Genomic DNA, 21,301 nt, shown 5'->3' on the forward strand with positions numbered 1-21,301 from the left:
CTGTTGACTTCAAACTGGGGTCGGCACTATAACCCGCTCACTGAACGAGGGCGGCGGCGCTGCTGGCGACGACGACTTTCGTTCTACAGAAATCACTGATTGATTGGCGCATGCTGGTTGGGACCGAGTTTCGGTTTGGTCTCTTGGGGTGTTGCTGTTTCGAGAAGTTTTGACGGTTTGGCCTTTTGGGTTTTGAAGCGTCGGTTATTTGACAATTGAAGATGAGAAGAAAGAGAAACGTGGTCGGCGGTTTTCGCGGATCGGGGTTTAGGCCTTGATCTATGGAAGACAAATGACGGTCACGTTTTGAACAAGAGAACACCTGGTTAGGTGCGCAGTGATGCGGACCTGATCATAGTGAGTTCTCGTCGATTCAGAACAAGAGTGATTAGTCGGATTGGATTCTCAACTTGAGAGTTTGATCCTGGCTCAGAACGAACGCTGGCGGCAGGCTTAACACATGCAAGTCGAGCGCCCCGCAAGGGGAGCGGCAGACGGGTGAGTAACGCGTGGGAATCTACCCATCCCTACGGAACAACTCCGGGAAACTGGAGCTAATACCGTATACGCCCTTTGGGGGAAAGATTTATCGGGGATGGATGAGCCCGCGTTGGATTAGCTAGTTGGTGGGGTAAAGGCCTACCAAGGCGACGATCCATAGCTGGTCTGAGAGGATGATCAGCCACATTGGGACTGAGACACGGCCCAAACTCCTACGGGAGGCAGCAGTGGGGAATATTGGACAATGGGCGCAAGCCTGATCCAGCCATGCCGCGTGAGTGATGAAGGTCTTAGGATTGTAAAGCTCTTTCACCGGAGAAGATAATGACGGTATCCGGAGAAGAAGCCCCGGCTAACTTCGTGCCAGCAGCCGCGGTAATACGAAGGGGGCTAGCGTTGTTCGGAATTACTGGGCGTAAAGCGCACGTAGGCGGATATTTAAGTCAGGGGTGAAATCCCAGAGCTCAACTCTGGAACTGCCTTTGATACTGGGTATCTTGAGTATGGAAGAGGTAAGTGGAATTGCGAGTGTAGAGGTGAAATTCGTAGATATTCGCAGGAACACCAGTGGCGAAGGCGGCTTACTGGTCCATTACTGACGCTGAGGTGCGAAAGCGTGGGGAGCAAACAGGATTAGATACCCTGGTAGTCCACGCCGTAAACGATGAATGTTAGCCGTCGGCAAGTTTACTTGTCGGTGGCGCAGCTAACGCATTAAACATTCCGCCTGGGGAGTACGGTCGCAAGATTAAAACTCAAAGGAATTGACGGGGGCCCGCACAAGCGGTGGAGCATGTGGTTTAATTCGAAGCAACGCGCAGAACCTTACCAGCCCTTGACATGCCCGGACAGCTACAGAGATGTAGTGTTCCCTTCGGGGACCGGGACACAGGTGCTGCATGGCTGTCGTCAGCTCGTGTCGTGAGATGTTGGGTTAAGTCCCGCAACGAGCGCAACCCTCGCCCTTAGTTGCCAGCATTCAGTTGGGCACTCTAAGGGGACTGCCGGTGATAAGCCGAGAGGAAGGTGGGGATGACGTCAAGTCCTCATGGCCCTTACGGGCTGGGCTACACACGTGCTACAATGGTGGTGACAGTGGGCAGCGAAGGAGCGATCCCGAGCTAATCTCCAAAAGCCATCTCAGTTCGGATTGCACTCTGCAACTCGAGTGCATGAAGTTGGAATCGCTAGTAATCGCGGATCAGCACGCCGCGGTGAATACGTTCCCGGGCCTTGTACACACCGCCCGTCACACCATGGGAGTTGGTTTTACCCGAAGGTAGTGCGCTAACCGCAAGGAGGCAGCTAACCACGGTAGGGTCAGCGACTGGGGTGAAGTCGTAACAAGGTAGCCGTAGGGGAACCTGCGGCTGGATCACCTCCTTTCTAAGGAAGCTGTGGAACGGTAAGACGACCGGCTCGTGTCTTCGGACATGCCCCGGTATGAACCTTCCCGTGCTTTTTAGAACAATAGATGGCACCAGTCAGGTGACCATCGAAACGCAATACGCCACGGAATGCTTTAAGCATCGGATGGTATGGCGAACCCGCCGACTACGTTTCTCTTTCTTCAAAAGGATATGAACCATTGAGCGCGCTCACGGGCTGTTCGCACCTTCGGTGCGGCCCTCCGCGAGGGCGCCGGACGACCGGCGACGGCCTCTGGCCTGTACGGGTGCCTGCTTTTAGGCGCTTCGCTCGGCGAGATGGGCCCGTAGCTCAGTTGGTTAGAGCACACGCTTGATAAGCGTGGGGTCGGTAGTTCGAGTCTACCCGGGCCCACCATTCTTGGTTCGCCACTGTTGGTTTGCTTGTTGGTTTACCTGATCCTGGCGTTTGTACGTCAGGTGTTTGTGATGGTTGGGGCTGTAGCTCAGCTGGGAGAGCACCTGCTTTGCAAGCAGGGGGTCAGCGGTTCGATCCCGCTCAGCTCCACCAATTCACTTTGGTGTCGAGACGAGCGGCAAAACATATCCTTTGAAGAAAATACAAGTTTGCATCACTTCGATGAAGTGCTGCCTGTTCTGCAAAAATCGTGAAGAGAAGATTGATCTGGAGGCTTCCAGGTATGGGTTTAGGCCCATGTCCGAAGCCGGTTCCAATGATGTCGTTGATGGCCTAGCCGGCCGGATACGAAAGAGGGATCGGAATAGGAAGGAAGCTTGTCACTCTGGTCGGTCGTTGTTGTCATTTTGAGGGACTTGTCCTGAAGAATGGCTCTGATGACTTACTGATGGCCGTTGCCTGACCGCGCGGTCCTGGATCACATCTCGAGAAGCTGGTCTTAAAGACAAGTTTGTGAAGCGGGTCGCTCGGCGTGACCCCAATCAAGCAAGCTTGTCGAACACGTCGATGGCATCATGAGAAGGGCTGGTTGTAAAAGGTAACCGGTCCGCCACGCATTGGGTCTGAAAGCCCGATGGGTGGCTATATTGATGAGCATTGGCAATGAGAACGATTAAGTGTCGTAAGGGCATTTGGTGGATGCCTTGGCATGCACAGGCGAAGAAGGACGTGATACGCTGCGATAAGCCGTGGGGAGCTGCGAATGAGCTTTGATCCATGGATCTCCGAATGGGGCAACCCACCTTAGATGCTTGGGAAATCATTTTGGTTGTCGAACCTTTGGTTCGACGTTGCGGCGAACGATCGCCGACGGCCTCTGGCCTGTATGGGAACTTCCCAATACAGCGCGGAGCGCGTCGCCGGTCGTCCGGCGTTAAAACCAAAAATGGTTTCCAAGCATTGTTAAAAGGTATCTTACCTTCGAATAAAATAGGGGTAAGAAGCGAACTCGGGGAACTGAAACATCTAAGTACCCGAAGGAAAGGACATCAACCGAGACTCCGTAAGTAGTGGCGAGCGAACACGGACCAGGCCAGTGGCAATCAGGAATAAAGCCGAACGCTTTGGAAAAGGCGGCCGTAGCGGGTGATAGCCCCGTAGGCGTAGAACACTGATTGTCCTAGAGTAGGGCGGGACACGTGAAATCCTGTCTGAACATGGGGAGACCACTCTCCAAGCCTAAGTACTCGTGCATGACCGATAGCGAACAAGTACCGTGAGGGAAAGGTGAAAAGCACCCCGACAAGGGGAGTGAAATAGAACCTGAAACCGGATGCCTACAAACAGTCGGAGGGGGCAACCCTGACGGCGTACCTTTTGTATAATGGGTCAACGACTTAGTGTAACTAGCAAGCTTAAGCCGGTAGGTGTAGGCGCAGCGAAAGCGAGTCTGAACAGGGCGTTCAGTTAGTTGCATTAGACCCGAAACCGAGTGATCTAGCCATGAGCAGGTTGAAGGTTGGGTAACACCAACTGGAGGACCGAACCCGCATCTGTTGCAATAGATTGGGATGACTTGTGGCTAGGGGTGAAAGGCCAATCAAACTCGGAAATAGCTGGTTCTCCGCGAAAACTATTTAGGTAGTGCGTCGATCGAATACCCCGGGGGGTAGAGCACTGGATGGGCTATGGGGACTCACCGTCTTACTGATCCTAACCAAACTCCGAATACCCGGGAGTACTAATCGGCAGACACACGGCGGGTGCTAACGTCCGTCGTGAAAAGGGAAACAACCCTGACCTCCAGCTAAGGTCCCCAAGTCATGGCTAAGTGGGAAAGGATGTGAGGATCCCAAAACAACCAGGATGTTGGCTTAGAAGCAGCCATCATTTAAAGAAAGCGTAACAGCTCACTGGTCTAATTAAGGGTCTTTGCGCCGAAAATGTAACGGGGCTAAAGCCATGCACCGAAGCTGAGGATGTACACGCAAGTGTATGTGGTAGCGGAGCGTTCCGTAAGTCTGTGAAGGAGGACCCGTGAGGGCCTCTGGAGATATCGGAAGTGCGAATGTTGACATGAGTAACGATAAAGAGGGTGAGAGACCCTCTCGCCGAAAGACCAAGGGTTCCTGCTTAAAGTTAATCTGAGCAGGGTTAGCCGGCCCCTAAGCCGAGGCAGAAATGCGTAGGTGATGGGAACCACGTTAATATTCGTGGGCCTGGTGGTAGTGACGGATCGCAAAAATTGTTCAACCTTATTGGATTGGTTGGGCAGTGGGGCGGTTCCAGGAAATAGCTCCACCGTATAGACCGTACCCGAAACCGACACAGGTGGTCAGGTAGAGTATACCAAGGCGCTTGAGAGAACTATGTTGAAGGAACTCGGCAAATTGCACGCGTAACTTCGGAAGAAGCGTGACCCCATTTTGGGCAACCATAATGGGGTGGCACAGACCAGGGGGTAGCGACTGTTTATCAAAAACACAGGGCTCTGCGAAGTCTAAAGACGACGTATAGGGTCTGACGCCTGCCCGGTGCTGGAAGGTTAAGAGGAGAGGTGCAAGCTTTGAATCGAAGCCCCAGTAAACGGCGGCCGTAACTATAACGGTCCTAAGGTAGCGAAATTCCTTGTCGGGTAAGTTCCGACCTGCACGAATGGCGTAACGACTTCCCCGCTGTCTCCAACATAGACTCAGTGAAATTGAATTCCCCGTGAAGATGCGGGGTTCCTGCGGTCAGACGGAAAGACCCCGTGCACCTTTACTATAGCTTTACACTGGCATTCGTGTCGGCATGTGTAGGATAGGTGGTAGGCTTTGAAGCGGGGACGCCAGTCTTCGTGGAGCCATCCTTGAAATACCACCCTTATCGTCATGGATGTCTAACCGCGGTCCGTCATCCGGATCCGGGACAGTGTATGGTGGGTAGTTTGACTGGGGCGGTCGCCTCCGAAAGAGTAACGGAGGCGCGCGATGGTGGGCTCAGACCGGTCGGAAATCGGTCGTCGAGTGCAATGGCATAAGCCCGCCTGACTGCGAGACTGACAAGTCGAGCAGAGACGAAAGTCGGTCATAGTGATCCGGTGGTCCCGCGTGGAAGGGCCATCGCTCAACGGATAAAAGGTACGCCGGGGATAACAGGCTGATGACCCCCAAGAGTCCATATCGACGGGGTTGTTTGGCACCTCGATGTCGGCTCATCGCATCCTGGGGCTGGAGCAGGTCCCAAGGGTTTGGCTGTTCGCCAATTAAAGCGGTACGTGAGCTGGGTTCAGAACGTCGTGAGACAGTTCGGTCCCTATCTGCCGTGGGTGTAGGAATATTGACAGGATCTGTCCCTAGTACGAGAGGACCGGGATGGACATATCTCTGGTGGACCTGTTGTCCTGCCAAGGGCATAGCAGGGTAGCTATATATGGAATGGATAACCGCTGAAGGCATCTAAGCGGGAAACCAACCTGAAAACGAGTATTCCCTATCAGGGCCGTGGAAGACGACCACGTTGATAGGCCGGGTGTGGACGTGCAGCAATGCATGAAGCTTACCGGTACTAATCGCCCGATTGGCTTGATCGTTCTCATTGTTCATGCTCATCAAGCTTTGCTTGATGATGCCAAAGACCTTTGTCCTGACGCTGTCGCATCCTTCGGATGCTGCGCTGCGGACGGCTCGCCAAACGATTGGCGACGGCCGCTGGCCTGTATGGGTGCCTCAAGCGCTCGTCAGGTCCGGAAAGGTTCAAAGACGTGTTCAAAGACTAAAAAATGAGGTTCGCCTCAACCAGCTTCTCACAATGTTGCGCTTCGCTGACCTGGTGGTCATTGCGGGGCGGCCGCACCCGTTCCCATTCCGAACACGGCCGTGAAACGCCCCTGCGCCAATGGTACTCCGTCTCAAGACGCGGGAGAGTAGGTCGCTGCCAGGTCTGCCAAACGCAACATATCTTCTCAATCCACGAAAACAAACGGCCCTTGGCCGAAACCAAGGGCCGCCCACAAGCGGCCTTTCGTCGTTTGAAAACCTGAAATACGAGGAAATCGCACCCCATATCTTCCAGTGCGACCCTCACAGGAGACAACTCGGCTTCGCCAAGTTGCTCAGGCAGAAGACATAACCGCTCGAAGCGGTTACGCCACCGCGACAAAACCTTCGGTTTTGCGCATCGCTATTTTGCCGCAGGCAAAAAGCTCTCAGGACGACGGTTCCCGTCGCCTGTACAACGCGGGGTGGAGCAGCCCGGTAGCTCGTCAGGCTCATAACCTGAAGGCCGCAGGTTCAAATCCTGCCCCCGCAACCAAAATTTGGCAGACTTCTCAAATGATTAAGCCCTCCTCGCCGGAGGGCTTTTGTGCGTTTGGAGGCTGGCACAAAACCTATGAAGTGCTCCCAATTTTGGGCAAGCGGGAGCTGGAATTTTCCGGGGCAGTCTCGCGCACGTCCAAGGTAAATAGGCCCTCAGGGCCAGCCGGCGCGTCGTCCACGGCTGATTGATCGGCAACGCCCGAGAAGGCGTGTCTGATGACCGGTACAATTGGAACACGCCGCCACTGGCCGCTTTCCCCAGATCGAGAGCGCAGCCATGCCACACGCCAAAAAATACATTCGCGGCCCCCTACCAGAGCAGAGCGGTCGATCCCGTAACGGACTTCGCAGTTAAATGTTATTGCTCTTGCCGGGCGTTAAGGCGCGATTGGCAATCGGATGTCCAATAGCCTTTGCTGGCAGCAACCATAGCATAACGGATACTTCACTTGAGCCAAAGAATTTCAGATTTTGACGTTGGCCTCCTCGTTACATTGGAAGCGCTTTTGGCGGAAAAGAACGTGACGCATGCGGCGGCGCGGCTGAACATAACGCAATCGGCACTATCCGCCCGACTGACGCGCTTACGACAGCTTCTGAACGATCCGCTTTTCATTCCGGCAGCGTCCGGTCGTGGAATGGTCGCGACGCCACATGCGTCTGCGCTGGAGCCGGAACTTGCCCGGCTGCTCGAAAGATTTAATGATTTCGTCAACACGGCTCACTCGTTTGATCCGGCCACCACCAAAAGGATTTTTCGGATAGCCGCGACAGACAACCCGGCGGCTATCTTGGCCCCGGATCTCATTCCGGTACTGCAAGCGAAAGCGCCATTCGCGAAAATTGCATTCACCTTGCCGAACAAGGCGCGGATCGCGGAGCACCTGGAGAAAGGAGATATCGATCTTTTCGTGGGAGCAGCGGAGGATGCGGCAGAAGAATTGATCGGGCAGACACTTTTCCAGGAAGAATTTGTAACCGCGCAGCGGCGCGGACATCCGCGCGGAAATAAGCCATTGACGATGGAAGAGTTCTGCGACGCCGACCACCTGCTGATTTCGACCAGCGGCGGCCATTTCGCCGGAATGATCGATGACGCTCTGGCCGAAATGGGGCGGGAACGTCGGGTCTCGGTATCGATTCAGAGCTACGGGCTTGCGCCTTTGGTGCTGGCTAACACGGATTGCATTTGTACTTTGCCAAAGCGCTTCCTAGAGAGATTCGAGGATACCCTCGACCTTTTCCCGCCGCCCCTTCCGATATCAACATTCAGTATGAATCTATTCTGGCATCCCAGGGTTCGAACGGACCCGGCACATATGTGGTTCCGCAAACTCGTCTTGTTGACCGCCAAGGCCACAACGGCGGAGTAGACGGGCCAAAGCGCCGCTCCGGCCCATTGAAATGTCAAAATTTCTGCAGCGTGAAGTCGCTCACCTTATCGGCCTTCGGATTGAAGAGGGTGTCGAGCCGCGAGTTCAGCACCCAGACGGCATTCCCGACCTTGGTTGGGGCAGTTGGCATGGATTGAACGCTCTTCACTTCGCGAGCGACTTTGGCCGTCTTCCAGTCGTCAGTCGACACCAGCTCAATCGTCTTATCGATCCCAAGGTTGACGGCCACATAAAGACGCTCACCGTCCGGGAGGCTGAACCCGTCCGCGCCCTTCAGCGATCCTGCAAGTTCGACCCGTCGGATATCTGTCGGATTCGAAATCGTCACCTTGAACAGGTCACCGGAATTGTATTTTCCGACAAGAAGATAGCCGCCCTTATGGTAGGCGATGCCGTTGAGGTTGAAACCTTCTGCATCTTTAAACAACGGGCTCTGCGCAAAGATGCTCGTTTTGCCGGTGGTATCGATCTTGTAGATGACCGGAGCGAAGCTGTCCGTGACATAGGCATTGCCTTCATCATCGAGCGCCAGGTCGTTCGCGAAGTGTGGTCCCTCGGTCAAGGGGCCGAGGTCGTAATATGCCAGGCGCTTGCCGGTGATTGCATCGTATTTGGCGATTCCCGCGAGCGTGCCTTGGGTCGCAGCGGCTGTGCGTGTGCCCGCACCCGGATCGGAGTTGGCAACCCAGAGTGTGTCGCGTGCATCATCGACCAGAATGCCGATAGTCGAGACAAGCTTGTCGTCCTCGATGAACGGCTTGTACTTGCCGTCCTGCGTTACGGTACCAACGGTCCCGTGGGTGACCGATCCAACAAAGAAGCGGTTCTGCTTAGACGACCAGCTCGCGCTTTCTGAGTAGTTCTTGTCGGCAGTGAAGACAATCTCAGACTTGCCGACGGGTGGCGCGGCACTTCCTGCGAAAGCCATGCTGGAGATAAGGATGGAAATTGCCGCGACGCCGGCGAGAAGTGTACGCGAGATCATGATTTGCTCCTTTCGATACTCGATAGCCAGCATCTACCGGGTCATCCGATCCCGCGGAAATCGTCTCTTGCGATCGCAGGCATCGACAAAAATCATACGTCTGTGAGGCTGAAAGCGTAGCCGGTGGGCTCGATCGCACACATCCCGGGCCGAACTGACAAAGAGTTCGGCCCGGGATGTGTGCGAGAAATCGAGCCGCATCATATGACCGATCGACCAAATCGATTGGTCGATCGGACGGCTGCCATGCATTTTTGTCGATGGCGGCCATCAGGCGATGGCGGTGCTCTCAATCAACGGATGCCTGAAATGAACCTGTTCTTCCACGCGACACCGAACTCCATGAAGGTTGCAGTATTGCTGCATGAACTTGACGAATCTTTCGACGTAACACCCATCGACATCTCCAAGGGAGAACAGCATACGCCCGAATTCCGCGCGGTTAATCCAAACGGTAAGGTGCCTGCACTCATCGATGGCGATGTCACCGTGTTCGACTCCCACGCTATCCTGCTTTACGTCGCGGAGAAGCGTGGCAAGTTCGTTCCCATGACTCCTGCAGGGAAGGCGGTAATGCTGTCCTGGCTTCAACTGGTTGCGACAGGGCTGTCGCCCTATTCGGGTCAGGTCATACATTTCATTCATTATGCGCCGGACGACCTGCCCTATGCCAAGAACCGTTATTTGAACGAAGTCATCCGGACCTATCGAGTTCTGGACGAGCGGCTGAGCAGGTCATCTTGGTTGGCAGGCGACGACTACACGATCGCCGACATGGCTTTGTGGGGTTGGGCGGCTTCGGCGGGCTACATCTTCGGAGAAAAGGGGCTCTCCGACTTTCCGGCCGTCAAGCGCTTCATGGAGACTATGGCGGCACGTCCGGCGGTGCAAAGGGCGTTGACGTTGAAGGCCTCGCATGCCTTCAAGACAGACGTGGACGAAGAGACTCGGAAGGCCTTTTTCCCGCAACAGTACGGCAAATAGTCTTCTCGACCGGCATCACTTAAAGCGCTCCGGCTGTATCCCCTGGGTCCAAGCCGGCCTTGCCGTCCTTAAGAGAAGTGAGCGTCTGTGGGACGAGGTGCGAGAACTGAACCGCCTCCGCGCGCCAGCCTCGTCTCGCGCGAACGGAACAGACGTATCATTGCTCGGCCCAACGGAGACGCGGCCTATCTGCAGGGTGCGACACCGGCGGCGCATAGCGTGGCCGAGAACCGCAGGCACGGGAAACTTGAAAAATCCTACGCCTGGTTAATTCACATAAGCATGATTTAAGGCACTTGCTCAATCAGCAACCACCTAAGCGCATGAAAAAGCGTGCATCTTTCGAAAAACCTCCTATAAAAATATCAGTTGACATATTACAGAAGATACCGGAGGCTCGTTGCGGTTATCGAGATAGGGTTCTGATGAAAATTCTTGTTCTCAATCCGAATAGTTCGGCGAAGGTGACCGAGGCAATCGCGGCGAGCATCGCGCCGTTGCAGGCGGTGACGAAGCACATGATCGTATGCGATCGCCTACCCGATGCGCCGATCGGCATCGAGACCGATGAGGATGTGGCGCTTGTCGCGCCTATGGTCGTCGATGCGATCGCTGCAAGCGATGCGGATGCCTTCGTCGTAGCCTGCTTTTCCGATCCCGGTGTTGCTGCGTCGCGATCGGCGACGAACCGACCGGTGGTTGGCATCGCGGAGGCTGCATATTATGCCGCGCTGCAGCTTGCGCCGCGCTTCGGTGTCGTCTCGCTCGGGGCTTCTTCGGTTGCTCGCCATGCGGCCCATATCGAACGGCTGGGCCTGACTGCGCGTCTCGCAGCGGACAGGGCCGTCAACATGTCCGTGGCGGAAGCGAACGACCTGAACCTGGCCGGCACATCGGTCGCGCGCACCGCCAAGCTGATGGCGGAAACGGACGGCGCCGGTGTCGTGATCCTCGGCTGTGCCGGCATGGGCGGTCATCGTCCCGTGCTGCAGCAGGAGTTGGGCGTGCCGGTCGTCGATCCCGTTCAGGCGGCCGTTGCGGCCGCGATCAACGCGCTCGATCTCCAATATTTTGCCAAGGGTTGATCCGATGGAGCTTGTCGTCAAGGGTCGCGTTGTGGTGCCGGATGGCACCCTTGAAAACGGCTGGGTAGCAATCTCCGGCGGTCGCATAGCCGCTGTCGGTACGGGCGAAGCGCCCTCAGCCGCGCGCATCGACGACCGTGGGAATGCGCTCATCCTCCCCGGTGCGGTGGATGGCCAAACCCATGCAACAAGCTACAAGGGCCTCCCCGGCATCGCCGACACGACGCGGTCGGCGATCGCAGGAGGGGTCACCACGCTGGTCGACATGCCTTATGACAATCCGGAGCCGCTTGATCGGCCGGAGCGTCTGGATGCCAAGGTCGCAGCGATCGCAGCGCATTCTCATGCCGACATGGCGCTTTATGGAACGGCGACCCGTGAGACGGGCACGGCCAACCTGGCGGCGCTGATCGAAGGCGGCGTGGTCGCCTTCAAAATCTCGTCGTTCGAGAGCAATCCCGTGCGCTTCCCGCGGATCGCCGAGGACCTCACGCTCGACCTGATGGAGTCGCTGGCTTCGACGCACATTCCGCTCGGGCTGCACAATGAGGATCAGGAGATCGTCATGGCCCGCATCGCACAGGCGAAGGCGGCTGGCCGCAACGGGATCGTCGCGCATGCGCAAGCACGGCCGGAGGCGGCCGAGCTGGCGGCGACCGGCCAGTTCCTGGCTCTCGGCCTTGCAAGCGGGGCGCATGTCCATCCGGTCCATCTGACGACGGAAGCGGGCTTTCGCCTGACCGGAGTGGTCGCCGGACTTGGTGCGGCGGCAACAGGCGAGCTTTGCGTCCATTATCTCTGGCTGGATGCCGCGCGCGACGGCGATCGGCTCGGAGCGAGGATGAAGGTGAACCCGCCCATCCGTTCGGCTGCGATCGATGGCTTGTGGCAGTCGATTTCCGACGACCTCGTGGCATTCGTTTCCTCCGATCATTCGAGCTGGCCGATCGACAACAAGTTGACCGACTCGATCTTCGATGCAGGTGCAGGCGTTCCCGGCCTCGAGACGCTCTTCCCGGCGTTCTTCACGGCTGCCGAAGCGCGTGGCTTCGACGCTGCGCGCCTCAGTGCCGAATATCTGGCTGAGCGTCCCGCCCGCTTCTTCGGCATCGACGACCGCAAGGGCGCAATCGTCGTCGGCCGCGATGCCGACCTGGTCGCACTCGAACAGGGTTCGTTCGTCTGGGACGAGGCGGCCTCTCATGACGGCCTGAACTGGAGCCCCTTCCACGGCGAGACCTTCACGGTCCGCGTGGCGGCAAGCTGGCTGCGCGGGCAGCTCGTCTGGGACGGCAAGGGCATTCTCAACAGCCCCGGCAGCGGACAATTCGTACCGCGCGCCACCGCCGGCTGGTATGCGACCGAAAGGGGCTAACGATGGCGCTTCTTGACGAAAAGGTGCGCGGCGTCTTCGTGATCTCGGTCACGCCGTTCCAGGATGACGGATCGCTCGATCTGGATAGCCTCGACCGCGTGACAGACTTCTACCTGGAGGCAGGTGCCGATGGTCTGACCGTTCTTGGTATGATGGGCGAGGCGCCCAAGCTGACGGGCACCGAGTCCCGACAAGTCATCCAGCGCGTCATCGCACGGGCGCAGGGCAAACCGGTCGTGGTCGGCGTCTCGTCGCCCGGTCTTGCAGCTCTCGCCGAAGTCAGCCACGAGGCGATGGCACAGGGTGCTGCTGGCGTGATGATCGCGCCGCCGATGAGCCTTCGCACGGACGCGCAGATCCTGAATTACTACCGCCAGGCCTGTGGCTTCCTGGGCAGCGACGTGCCGGTCGTGCTTCAGGACTTCCCGCTGGCGACGACAGTGCAGATCAGCGACGAACTGCTTGGCCATCTGATCGACGACCTTCCGCAGATCGTCATGCTCAAGCACGAGGACTGGCCGGGCCTGTCGAAAATCTCCAAGCTTCGCGGTGCGGAAAAGAAGGGTCGTCGGCGTATTTCCGTGCTTTGCGGCAATGGTGGCGTTTTCCTCCCCGAAGAGGTCGCGCGCGGCGCCGATGGCGCCATGACCGGCTTCGGTTTCCCGGAAATGTTGGTGCAGGTTACTGATCTGGCGGGCCGCGGCGAGATGGATCGTGCCCAGGACCTCTTCGATGCCTACCTGCCGCTCGTCCGTTACGAGCAGCAGCCGGGCGTCGGGCTTGCGGTTCGCAAATACGTGCTGGCCAAGCGTGGCGCCATTGCCTCGGCCGCGCAACGCCAGCCCGGTGCTAAATTGGATGCGCTGGCGCAGGCCGAAGTGGAGCGGCTGCTTCGCCGGCAGGAAAAGCGCCTCGCGGAGCTGGGCTGATGGACTACGGATTTACCGGACGCAAGGCGCCGGTTCCTGGTGCAAGCCGCGGCTTGGGCGCGGCGCGCAATACGTGGAAATAAATCGGCAAGTAAAATCGAACCAACAAAAAAGGGGAATGACATGATGAAAAAAACACTGTGCCTTGCTTTCCTTGCCATGACGGCGACCTCCGCGCTGGCGGAACCGACCCTCACCAAGGGAAAGATCTCGTTTGCCGCAGATTTCGCCGCGGCTCCGAACCAGTTCATCCGTACCGATGGCCAGAAGGACGGCCTCAATGTGGACATGTGCGGTGAGATCGGAAAACGCCTCGGGCAGGAAGTCGAATGGACCAACCTTGCGTTTCCCGGCCTGGTCCCCGGCCTCCAGGCAAAGCGCTTTGACAGCCTCTGCACCGCGATCTTCATCAACCCGGACCGCCTGAAGATCATGAACATGATTGCCTACGTCCAGTGGGGTGAAGGCATGATGGTGCCGAAGGGCAATCCGGGCGGTATTTCGTGCGAAGGCAAGATCGGCATGCCGGCCAGCTACAATGCCTGCTTTGATGGCCTGGCCGGCAAGGTCGTCTCGGTCGCAGCTGGCGGCACGACCAACAAGAACCTGCAGGCGCAGAGCGACCGCATGGTCGCCGCCGGAAAGAAGGCGATCGACATCCGCGCCTTCGATTCCAACTCGGAAGCCATTCAGGCGGCCGTGACCAAGCAGGTCGATGCGGCCTACCTGAACGACCCGCAGGCAGCCTATTACATCTCCACCAGCAAGGCGCCGTTCGAAATGGCGTTCACCGGCAACGCGGCCAACCGCCTTGCGATCACGACGCTGAAGGACAATACCGATCTGGCGAACATGATCGTCAAGGCGCTCGAAGCGATGCGCGCGGACGGCACCTACAACAAGATCGTCGAGAAGTGGGGCGTGGCTCCGGTCGATGCATTCGTCCTCAACCCGCAGTGATCTGATATAGGTTGACGATGCAGTTCTCGGTCGAGACATTCCTGCATTATCTGGCTCAGCCACGGTTTGCCACCGTGGCTGGCGTCACCCTGCTGGTCGCGATCGCAGCGCAGGCGATCGGAACCGTCATAGGGCTCATCTTGGCCCTGTGCGCCCTGTCGCGATCCAGAGCCTTGCGGATATTCTCCGGAACCTGGGTATGGTTGTGGCGTGGCACTCCGCCGCTGGTCCAGCTTTTCCTTCTCTATTTCGGCTTGCCCCAGCTCGGCATCCGGCTCGGGGTGCTGGAGGCCGGACTGATCGGCCTCGGCTGCTACTCCGGCGCCTACATGTCCGAGATCATACGCGGTGCACTGCAGAGCGTGCCGCCTGACCAGATGCAGGCCGCCCGGGCGATGGGCATGAGCTGGCTCGGCGCCATGCTGCACGTGATCCTGCCGCAATCGGTGCGGTTGATCCTGCCGCCGTTCGGCAACGAATTTTCGTCCATGATGCGCACCACATCGCTTCTGTCGGTCATTTCCTTCAGCGAACTTCTGCGCGTCACGCGAACCGCCATCAACGAAACCTACGCTGTCGTCGAGCTCTATGCGGTCGCCGCTTTCTGGTACCTGCTGATGTATTCCGCCTGGATCATCGTGCAGAGCCAGCTCGAGCGCTACGCCGCAGCCGGCAGCGTCAAACGAAACATGACCAACGTCGCGACCCCGGTGGCGAAAGGTTGAGACACTCGTATTCCGGAGAAACTGAATGAAGACCGCTGTTCTGTTCGGCGTCGGCGCCATGGGCGGGCGACTGCTGCGCGTACTCGAAGCCGACTATCCGTCCGTCGAGATAGTTGCCGCCATCGATACCGATGCCGCCAAGATAGGCCGCACGCTGGCCGACGTCACGGGCTACCAGCGTTTCGGCAGCTTAAAGATTGTCGGCGATCTCGCTTCGGCGCTCGCCGGAATTTCAGAGAAACCGGACGTGCTGGTGCACATGACGGAGTCCAAGCCTCACCTTATTAAGGAGCAACTGCTCGATGCCCTGAATGCGGGCCTCAACGTGGTGTCGGCTGCTGAATCCATGTTCTATCCCGGCCTTCGCTATGGCGAGTTTGCTGAAGCGCTGGACACCGCGGCGCGGGCTAACGGCGTGTCGATCACCGGCACCGGCATCAATCCCGGGTTTTCCTACGATGTGCTTCCGCTGGTTCTGGCGCGCGGCACCAGCGCCGTGAAGCGCCTGACCATCCATCGCTGCATCGACGTCACCGGCACGGGGCCGGGGGATATCGAGCATGTCGGATACGGTCTGACGCCCGAGGAGTTCAACCGCCGCATCGCCAATGGTCGCGTCGAGGGTCACATGGGTGCTCCGGAATCGCTGACCCGCATCGCAGATGCCCTCAATCTGGAAATCGACGAGATCACCGAGGCCTGGGACCTGGAAACGGCTGATTTCGAGGTCGACAGCGGCGATCCGACGCTCGGCATCCTGCCGCCCGGCCGCGTCATCGGCATCACCCAGCGCGCCCGGGCGCTACATCAGGGCAGGGAGGTGCTCAGCACCTCGCTTGCCATGTACTACCAGCCGGAAAAGTTCAACCTCGTCGAGGAAGACCGGATCGAGATCGATGGCGCTATGCCTGTCAAAATGTCGATCAAGCCTGCCATGCAGTCGCTATTCGGCGCGGCCAACATCATGGCCAACACGATCGTGCCGCTGGCCGATGCCGAACCGGGTTTGGTGTCTCCGCTGGATCTGCCTACGGGCGGCACCGTGCGCGGCGTTTCGCGCTACGCGGTGGATCCGTCGCGCCAGACCAGGCCCGGTTACCTGCCGGTTGTGAGAAGGGTCTGATTTCGTGGGTTTCGACACCGGCATATTCCTGGATATCCTTCAGTCGCCTCTGTTGCTGAAGGCGGCCTGGGTGACAATCTGGGTTGCCGTCGTCGCTCAGACGATTGGCACGGGTCTTGGCTTCGTCCTGGCAGGCATGCTGGCGGCGCCCAGGCTGCTGCGCTGGCCGGCACTCGGCTTCCTTTGGCTGTTCAAGGGCACACCGCTGCTCGCGCAGATCCTGTTCTTTTATTCCGCGCTGCCGCAGATGGGCGTTCCCTTGAGCCTGATCGCCACCGGCCTGCTGTCACTGGGCCTGAACGAAGGGGCTCGCATGGCCGATATCGTGCGCGGCGGCCTGATGTCCGTCTCGCGCGATCAGCGCGAGGCCGGCCTGGCGCTAGGGCTGCATCATTGGCAGATTTTCCTCAAGGTGGTGTTCCCGCAGGCGATACGGGCAATCATACCGCCGCTCGGCAACAATTTCAGTTACATGATCAAGGCCACGTCGCTGCTCGCTGCCATCTCTTTCGCCGAGCTCCTGCGCGTCTCCCAGCAACTCGCCCAATCGACCACCCGCGCGCTCGAAGTCTATCTGGCCGTCGCGCTCTGGTATCTCGTCATCCTGACGATCTGGACGCTCATACAGCACCGGATCGAAAAGGCGGTCGCGCTGAAGACGTCCAGTCACGTATCCGCACCGCCGCCGATCGTCGAGCGCACCGTAGTGCGAGGCGATCCGGGACCAGATGCGCCTTCTCGTCGCGCCCCGGTGCTCGAGGCGCACAACCTCACCCGCAGCTTCGGGCCGATCAAGGGACTGGACGATGTCTCGCTTTCTGTCGGCAGGGGTGAAGTCGTGGTGGTCCTCGGTCCATCGGGGTCGGGCAAAAGTACGTTGCTGCGCGCGCTGAACTGGATCGAGCCTGCGGATAGCGGTGATGTCCTGCTTGCGGGCGAAAGCCTGCCCTGGGCCGATGCGGTCCGTTGTATCGCTCGCCCGGAGCACATGCTGGACAAGCGTCGCCGTCGCCTCGGCATGGTGTTCCAGAGTTTCGCGCTGTTTCCCACGATGACGGCTCGGCAGAACGTGGCTTTAGGCCCTCGCAGGCTGCTCGGCATTCCGAAGACGCAGGCGCTTGCTGCCGCGGACAGACTGCTCGACAAGGTCGGGCTCAAGGACAAGCTGCACTCCTATCCCGTGGAATTGTCCGGTGGACAGCGCCAGCGCGTCGCCATTGCGCGGGCGTTGTCGATGAAGCCCGATGCCGTGCTCTTTGATGAACCGACATCCGCTCTGGACCCGGAATCCGTCGGAGGCGTCCTGGGCGTGATGGCGGATTTGGCCGGACAAGGTTTGACGATGGTGATCGTGACACACGAGATTGGATTTGCCCGACGAATCGCCGACCGCATCGCCTATATGGAGCGCGGCCGCCTGTTGATGGATTTGCCGCGCGATCAGGCTTTTGGCGATGATGCGCCGGATTACTTCCGCGCTTTTCTGTCTCGCGAAGGATAATCAGGGATAAGCCATGTGGAATTGGCCATCGGGTAAAAACGCCGCCTTTCGATTGTGTTTTGTACATGCATATCTGCCGGAGCGATCGTCGGATTGCGGGCTGAAAGGCCGACTTACAGATAGGAGAGCCCATGGCTGAGGTATCAGCAATCAGGAAGAAGCGTCGGGTGGTGCAACCGGCAAAGCCGGCATCGCTGATGGAACAGGTTCACGATGCGCTGCGAACCCAGATTCTGACATGCGCAATCCGTCCGGGTCAGGAACTGAACGAAGCTGAAATCGCGGAGCGCTTCAATATATCCAAGACGCCGGCCCGCGAAGCGTTGGCCGCCCTGCGGCAGGAGGGACTGGTCAGATCTTTTCCGCGCCGCGGCTACCAGGTCACGCCGATCACGTTTGCCGACATGGACGAACTGTTCGACGTGCGAACCATTCTGGAAGCAGGCGCCGCCGAACTCGCCTGCACCCGGCTGACGGGGGAGCAGATAGAACGTCTGAACTCCCTTGCAGATGCCACCTATAATCAAGGCGAGCAGCTCAGCCTCGCTACGTTCATAAGGTCCAACCGTGAATTCCACCTGGCGATTGCGGAAGCGACCGGCAATGGAAGGCTCGTCCAGCTGCTGACCCATCAGATCGATGCGCTTGAACGTTTCTTCTATCTCGGCGCCCAGCTGCGAGACGTGAACAACGAGACCAGCGTCTCACACCACCAGATCGTCGAAACCCTGGCCCGTCGTGACCAGGCGGCTGCACGGGAAATCATGATCCGTCACAACGAGCAGACCCGCCAGGGACTGTTCCAGGCGCTTGCGACAGGGCGGGGATACGATCTGATTAACCTCTAGCGCTGGGCCAAGGTCCCGCATGAACAGGAATGATGATGGAGATCGGGTCATTGTGGGAGGCGATCACGCCAGCTGCGCCCAGATGCGCAAAGCTGGCGGACGCGATCACCGCTGACGTGGTGGTGGTGGGTGCGGGGTTCCTCGGCCTTTCATCCGCCCTGCATGCCGCCGAGGCGGGGCTTGACGTGGTTCTGCTCGAAAGTCATCAACCTGGCTTCGGTGCATCCGGGCGCAATACCGGCTTCGTGGTTCCGAGCCTCAAGACATCGCTGGGGCCTGCCGAGGTCGTGGCGGCACTCGGCGCCGATCATGCGGGACGCCTGCTGAAACTCGTCGCCGAATCTGGCAAGGCGGTGTTCGACCTGATCGAGCGCCACGAGATCGACTGCGACGCCGTGCAGAACGGCTGGCTGCAGCCGGCGCATTCGCGTGCGGCGGAAGGGGTGCTTCATGGCCGTATGCCGCGGCTGCTGGACGCCGGCGTCGACGCCGAATGGCTCGATCGCGATGCCATGCTCAAGCGCACTGGACTTCCATCGCTGCATGGCGGAATCCGTGTGGCTTCCGGTGGCCAGATCACGCCGCTGGCCTATGCATACGGGCTCGCGCGTGCCGCCATATCGGCGGGCGTGCGACTGTTCGGCGACAGTCCCGCAAAGAGCATCGAACCCGATGGGCAGGGTTGGCGCGTGCGGACTGCCGCTGGCGAGGTTCGCGCCCGCCGCGTGCTCATGGCCACCAACGCGCTGATCGGCAACCTGTTGCCGGAGTTGCGTGCGTCGATCATTCCCGCTCGTGTGTTCCAGATCGCTACCCAGCCGCTGCCGCGGCCTCTTCGCGAGACACTGTTGCCTGACATGGCCCCGGTTGCCGATACGCGCCGTCATACGTTCGCATTGCGCTGGTCTCCGGACGGCCGACTGGTGACCGGGGGCATGGTGCCACCGCTGCCCGGACGAATGGCATTGGCCCGTAGGCTTTTTGCAAATCGTCTTCGCCGCATGGTTCCGGATCTCCCGGAAGTCAGAGTGGAATATTCATGGACCGGGATGATTGCCGGTACACCGGATTTCCTGCCGCGGATGATGCGCATCAAGCCGGGCATCGATGCGGTGATCGGCTGCAACGGCCGCGGCGTAGCGCTGACGACGGCTCTCGGACGAGAAATTGGTCCCTGGCTTGCCGGCCGGATGGCGGATGCGGACCTGACCTTGCCGCTGACCGCGCCGCGACCGGTTCCCTTCAGCCGCATATCCGGACTTGGACCGCATCTCATCCTGCCGGTCTGGGAGGCCCGGGACGCTTTCGAAGCGCGGTTCCGATAGAGCCGCCACACGTCTGGAAATTCAATTTTCTGCGAACCAAGGAGTCATGACATGAGCGAAGAAGCGGTTGGCGGCAAGATCAAGTGGTCGCGCCAGGAACAGGTCGCGCTGACCTGGGTGCATCCGGGCCAGGAGTTCAGCCACCGGCTGGTCACAAAGAAGCTGCACGGCTCGTCGATTTCCTTCCACATCACCACTTACATGCCGCACTTCGACACCATGGTCGAGGGTGATGGCGTGCATGAGGTGATCCTCTATTGCCTGCATGGCTGGTCCAAGCAGATCGTTGAGGAGACCGGCGAGGAGCACATCTTCAAGCCTGGCGATGCGATGTACCTGCCCGTCAATTACCGCTACCGCCACATCATCGGCGAGGCCGGCCTCGTGATCGCCGTCTGCGCCAACCCTTCGAAAGAAGCGGGCGACATGTAATTTCCGTGCGGGCGGGGATAAGCTACCGCCCGCTACTCCAGCCGCGAGGGTTCCGGACATGACAGGCATTGCACCCAGGCATTTTGCGCCGTCTTCATTCATATGGGCCGAATTGACGCGTGCAGAGCTGGCGGCGAAGCGGGATGCCGGTGCTTTGGTCGTCGTGCCGACGGGTGCGATCGAGCAGCACGGCGACTTCCTTCCCGTGGAGACCGATACGCTGCTTTCGGCCGCGGTTGCCGAACTCGCAGCAAGCCGCGTAACCAGGGTGGAAATTGTCGTGGCGCCCGCTGTTTCCGTTGGCTTCTCGCCGCATCACCTCAGCCATCCGGGCACGATCAGCCTACGGCTGGAAACCTATCTGGCGGTTCTTTCCGATACCGCGCGATCAATCCTGGATTCTGGATTTCCGCGCGTCGTCTTCGTCAACGGTCACGGGGGCAACTCGGCGCCGTTGCGCTCGCTCTGCGCCCAGATGGTCACCGACGGATATGCGGTTGGCATGGTCGATTATTTCGCACCGGGCGAGAGGGACTGGTTGCCGCTTCTGAAAGGCGCACTGCCGCGCACCGGCCATGCCTGCGAACAGGAGGCGGCGTTGACGATGGCATTGGCCTCTCCGGAAGCGAGCGAACGGGTCCGATCGGCAATCAAGGGGCTTCCGGCGCGCCTGGTGCAGCCCTGGATCGCGCCAGGTCCCACGGACGATCCGATCACCGCGTTCGGGGCAGGCTGGCCGCCGATCTTCCAAGCGGACGACTGCGGTTATTTCGGCGATCCGGCAAAGGCTACCATGGAAAACGGCGCCTTGATCCTCGAAGCGACGGTTGCGGGTCTGGCGGCATTTTTGGAAGCATTCGCCCGTACACCGTTGCGGCTGGGAATCGCTCGTGACGCCGCCTCGCCGAGGCTGGCGAGAGAAATTCGAGAGCGGACGTAAGCAAGAATGACCGTGTCAATATCGCGGCCAGACGTGGTAGTCGCTTGACAGTCGTCGCGCACGCGGTCACCATCTCACAATGGGGTTGCGATCACCCCACGAGGCGTC

At 59.0% G+C, this 21,301-nt stretch carries 14 protein-coding genes, 3 tRNA genes and 3 rRNA genes; 19 read left to right on the top strand and 1 reads right to left on the bottom strand.

All coding sequences use genetic code 11. From position 1 onward, the window contains the following. Positions 1-406: 406 nt before the first annotated feature. The 7 genes from ACZ9IU_RS00005 to ACZ9IU_RS00035 all read left to right on the top strand — a co-directional run bounded on the left by ACZ9IU_RS00005 (position 407) and on the right by ACZ9IU_RS00035 (position 7,960). Positions 407-1,887: ribosomal RNA gene (locus ACZ9IU_RS00005) — 16S ribosomal RNA — on the top strand. A 322-nt stretch (positions 1,888-2,209) separates the two neighbouring features. Continuing rightward, positions 2,210-2,286, top strand: a tRNA-Ile gene (locus ACZ9IU_RS00010). Between the two features lie 77 nt (positions 2,287-2,363). After that, a tRNA-Ala gene (locus ACZ9IU_RS00015) sits at positions 2,364-2,439 on the top strand. A 518-nt stretch (positions 2,440-2,957) separates the two neighbouring features. Continuing rightward, positions 2,958-5,860, top strand: a 23S ribosomal RNA gene (locus tag ACZ9IU_RS00020). 235 nt (positions 5,861-6,095) lie between these two features. Beyond that, positions 6,096-6,210: ribosomal RNA gene (gene rrf / locus ACZ9IU_RS00025) — 5S ribosomal RNA — on the top strand. The 16S, 23S and 5S rRNA genes sit together here with 3 tRNA genes alongside, the layout of an rRNA operon. A 295-nt stretch (positions 6,211-6,505) precedes the next feature. Next, positions 6,506-6,582 (top strand) — tRNA-Met (locus ACZ9IU_RS00030). A gap of 454 nt (positions 6,583-7,036) precedes the next feature. After that, positions 7,037-7,960, top strand: a complete 924-nt coding sequence (locus ACZ9IU_RS00035; protein ID WP_051899904.1) for a LysR family transcriptional regulator — start codon at positions 7,037-7,039, stop codon at positions 7,958-7,960. Positions 7,961-7,994: 34 nt separating this feature from the next. Here ACZ9IU_RS00035 and ACZ9IU_RS00040 read toward each other — a convergent pair whose 3' ends face one another. Further along, positions 7,995-8,966, bottom strand: a complete 972-nt coding sequence (locus ACZ9IU_RS00040; RefSeq protein WP_038549873.1) for a hypothetical protein — start codon at positions 8,964-8,966, stop codon at positions 7,995-7,997. A gap of 309 nt (positions 8,967-9,275) precedes the next feature. Here ACZ9IU_RS00040 and ACZ9IU_RS00045 point away from each other — a divergent pair, with 309 nt between their 5' ends. From ACZ9IU_RS00045 to ACZ9IU_RS00100, 12 genes are all read left to right on the top strand, one after another. Further along, positions 9,276-9,950, top strand: coding sequence for a glutathione S-transferase family protein (locus tag ACZ9IU_RS00045; protein ID WP_038547498.1), 675 nt, complete (start codon positions 9,276-9,278; stop codon positions 9,948-9,950). Positions 9,951-10,375: 425 nt separating this feature from the next. Next, the gene (locus ACZ9IU_RS00050) at positions 10,376-11,035 is read left to right on the top strand and encodes an aspartate/glutamate racemase family protein (protein WP_038547500.1); all 660 of its coding nucleotides are present in this window, start codon (positions 10,376-10,378) and stop codon (positions 11,033-11,035) included. Positions 11,036-11,039: 4 nt separating this feature from the next. Further along, positions 11,040-12,410, top strand: a complete 1,371-nt coding sequence (locus ACZ9IU_RS00055) for a dihydroorotase (protein ID WP_038547502.1) — start codon at positions 11,040-11,042, stop codon at positions 12,408-12,410. Positions 12,411-12,412: 2 nt separating this feature from the next. Next, complete coding sequence (locus ACZ9IU_RS00060) at positions 12,413-13,339, top strand: dihydrodipicolinate synthase family protein (protein WP_038547505.1); 927 nt, start codon at positions 12,413-12,415, stop codon at positions 13,337-13,339. Positions 13,340-13,462: 123 nt separating this feature from the next. Then, positions 13,463-14,299: an ABC transporter substrate-binding protein gene (locus ACZ9IU_RS00065; RefSeq protein ID WP_038547508.1), complete on the top strand. Its 837-nt coding sequence runs from the start codon at positions 13,463-13,465 to the stop codon at positions 14,297-14,299. Positions 14,300-14,316: 17 nt separating this feature from the next. Next, positions 14,317-15,024 (top strand): amino acid ABC transporter permease, encoded by a 708-nt coding sequence (locus tag ACZ9IU_RS00070; RefSeq protein ID WP_051899908.1) that lies wholly within the window; start codon positions 14,317-14,319, stop codon positions 15,022-15,024. Between the two features lie 25 nt (positions 15,025-15,049). Next, on the top strand, positions 15,050-16,147 hold the full coding sequence (locus tag ACZ9IU_RS00075; RefSeq protein WP_038547511.1) for an NAD(P)H-dependent amine dehydrogenase family protein: 1,098 nt from the start codon (positions 15,050-15,052) through the stop codon (positions 16,145-16,147). Positions 16,148-16,151: 4 nt separating this feature from the next. After that, positions 16,152-17,648 (top strand): amino acid ABC transporter permease/ATP-binding protein, encoded by a 1,497-nt coding sequence (locus ACZ9IU_RS00080; RefSeq protein WP_051899910.1) that lies wholly within the window; start codon positions 16,152-16,154, stop codon positions 17,646-17,648. Positions 17,649-17,779: 131 nt separating this feature from the next. Further along, on the top strand, positions 17,780-18,496 hold the full coding sequence (locus ACZ9IU_RS00085) for a GntR family transcriptional regulator (protein WP_051899911.1): 717 nt from the start codon (positions 17,780-17,782) through the stop codon (positions 18,494-18,496). A 29-nt stretch (positions 18,497-18,525) separates the two neighbouring features. Continuing rightward, positions 18,526-19,821, top strand: a complete 1,296-nt coding sequence (locus ACZ9IU_RS00090) for an NAD(P)/FAD-dependent oxidoreductase (RefSeq protein WP_038547514.1) — start codon at positions 18,526-18,528, stop codon at positions 19,819-19,821. Positions 19,822-19,872: 51 nt separating this feature from the next. Beyond that, complete coding sequence (locus tag ACZ9IU_RS00095) at positions 19,873-20,253, top strand: cupin domain-containing protein (RefSeq protein ID WP_038547517.1); 381 nt, start codon at positions 19,873-19,875, stop codon at positions 20,251-20,253. A 58-nt stretch (positions 20,254-20,311) separates the two neighbouring features. Further along, positions 20,312-21,193 carry a creatininase family protein gene (locus tag ACZ9IU_RS00100; RefSeq protein WP_038547520.1) on the top strand — a complete coding sequence of 294 codons (882 nt, stop codon included), beginning with the start codon at positions 20,312-20,314 and terminating at the stop codon, positions 21,191-21,193. Positions 21,194-21,301 lie beyond the last annotated feature (108 nt).

It is taken from the genome of Mesorhizobium sp. USDA 4132, from assembly GCF_056279545.1.

What these genes read in the sequence shown, in the direction of transcription:
- ACZ9IU_RS00040 (WP_038549873.1), bottom strand. Translation starts at nt 8,966, where the DNA reads ATGATCTCGCGTACACTTCTCGCCGGCGTCGCGGCAATTTCCATCCTT.
- ACZ9IU_RS00045 (WP_038547498.1), top strand. Translation starts at nt 9,276, where the DNA reads ATGAACCTGTTCTTCCACGCGACACCGAACTCCATGAAGGTTGCAGTA.
- ACZ9IU_RS00050 (WP_038547500.1), top strand. Translation starts at nt 10,376, where the DNA reads ATGAAAATTCTTGTTCTCAATCCGAATAGTTCGGCGAAGGTGACCGAG.
- ACZ9IU_RS00055 (WP_038547502.1), top strand. Translation starts at nt 11,040, where the DNA reads ATGGAGCTTGTCGTCAAGGGTCGCGTTGTGGTGCCGGATGGCACCCTT.
- ACZ9IU_RS00060 (WP_038547505.1), top strand. Translation starts at nt 12,413, where the DNA reads ATGGCGCTTCTTGACGAAAAGGTGCGCGGCGTCTTCGTGATCTCGGTC.
- ACZ9IU_RS00065 (WP_038547508.1), top strand. Translation starts at nt 13,463, where the DNA reads ATGATGAAAAAAACACTGTGCCTTGCTTTCCTTGCCATGACGGCGACC.
- ACZ9IU_RS00070 (WP_051899908.1), top strand. Translation starts at nt 14,317, where the DNA reads ATGCAGTTCTCGGTCGAGACATTCCTGCATTATCTGGCTCAGCCACGG.
- ACZ9IU_RS00075 (WP_038547511.1), top strand. Translation starts at nt 15,050, where the DNA reads ATGAAGACCGCTGTTCTGTTCGGCGTCGGCGCCATGGGCGGGCGACTG.
- ACZ9IU_RS00085 (WP_051899911.1), top strand. Translation starts at nt 17,780, where the DNA reads ATGGCTGAGGTATCAGCAATCAGGAAGAAGCGTCGGGTGGTGCAACCG.
- ACZ9IU_RS00090 (WP_038547514.1), top strand. Translation starts at nt 18,526, where the DNA reads ATGATGATGGAGATCGGGTCATTGTGGGAGGCGATCACGCCAGCTGCG.
- ACZ9IU_RS00095 (WP_038547517.1), top strand. Translation starts at nt 19,873, where the DNA reads ATGAGCGAAGAAGCGGTTGGCGGCAAGATCAAGTGGTCGCGCCAGGAA.
- ACZ9IU_RS00100 (WP_038547520.1), top strand. Translation starts at nt 20,312, where the DNA reads ATGACAGGCATTGCACCCAGGCATTTTGCGCCGTCTTCATTCATATGG.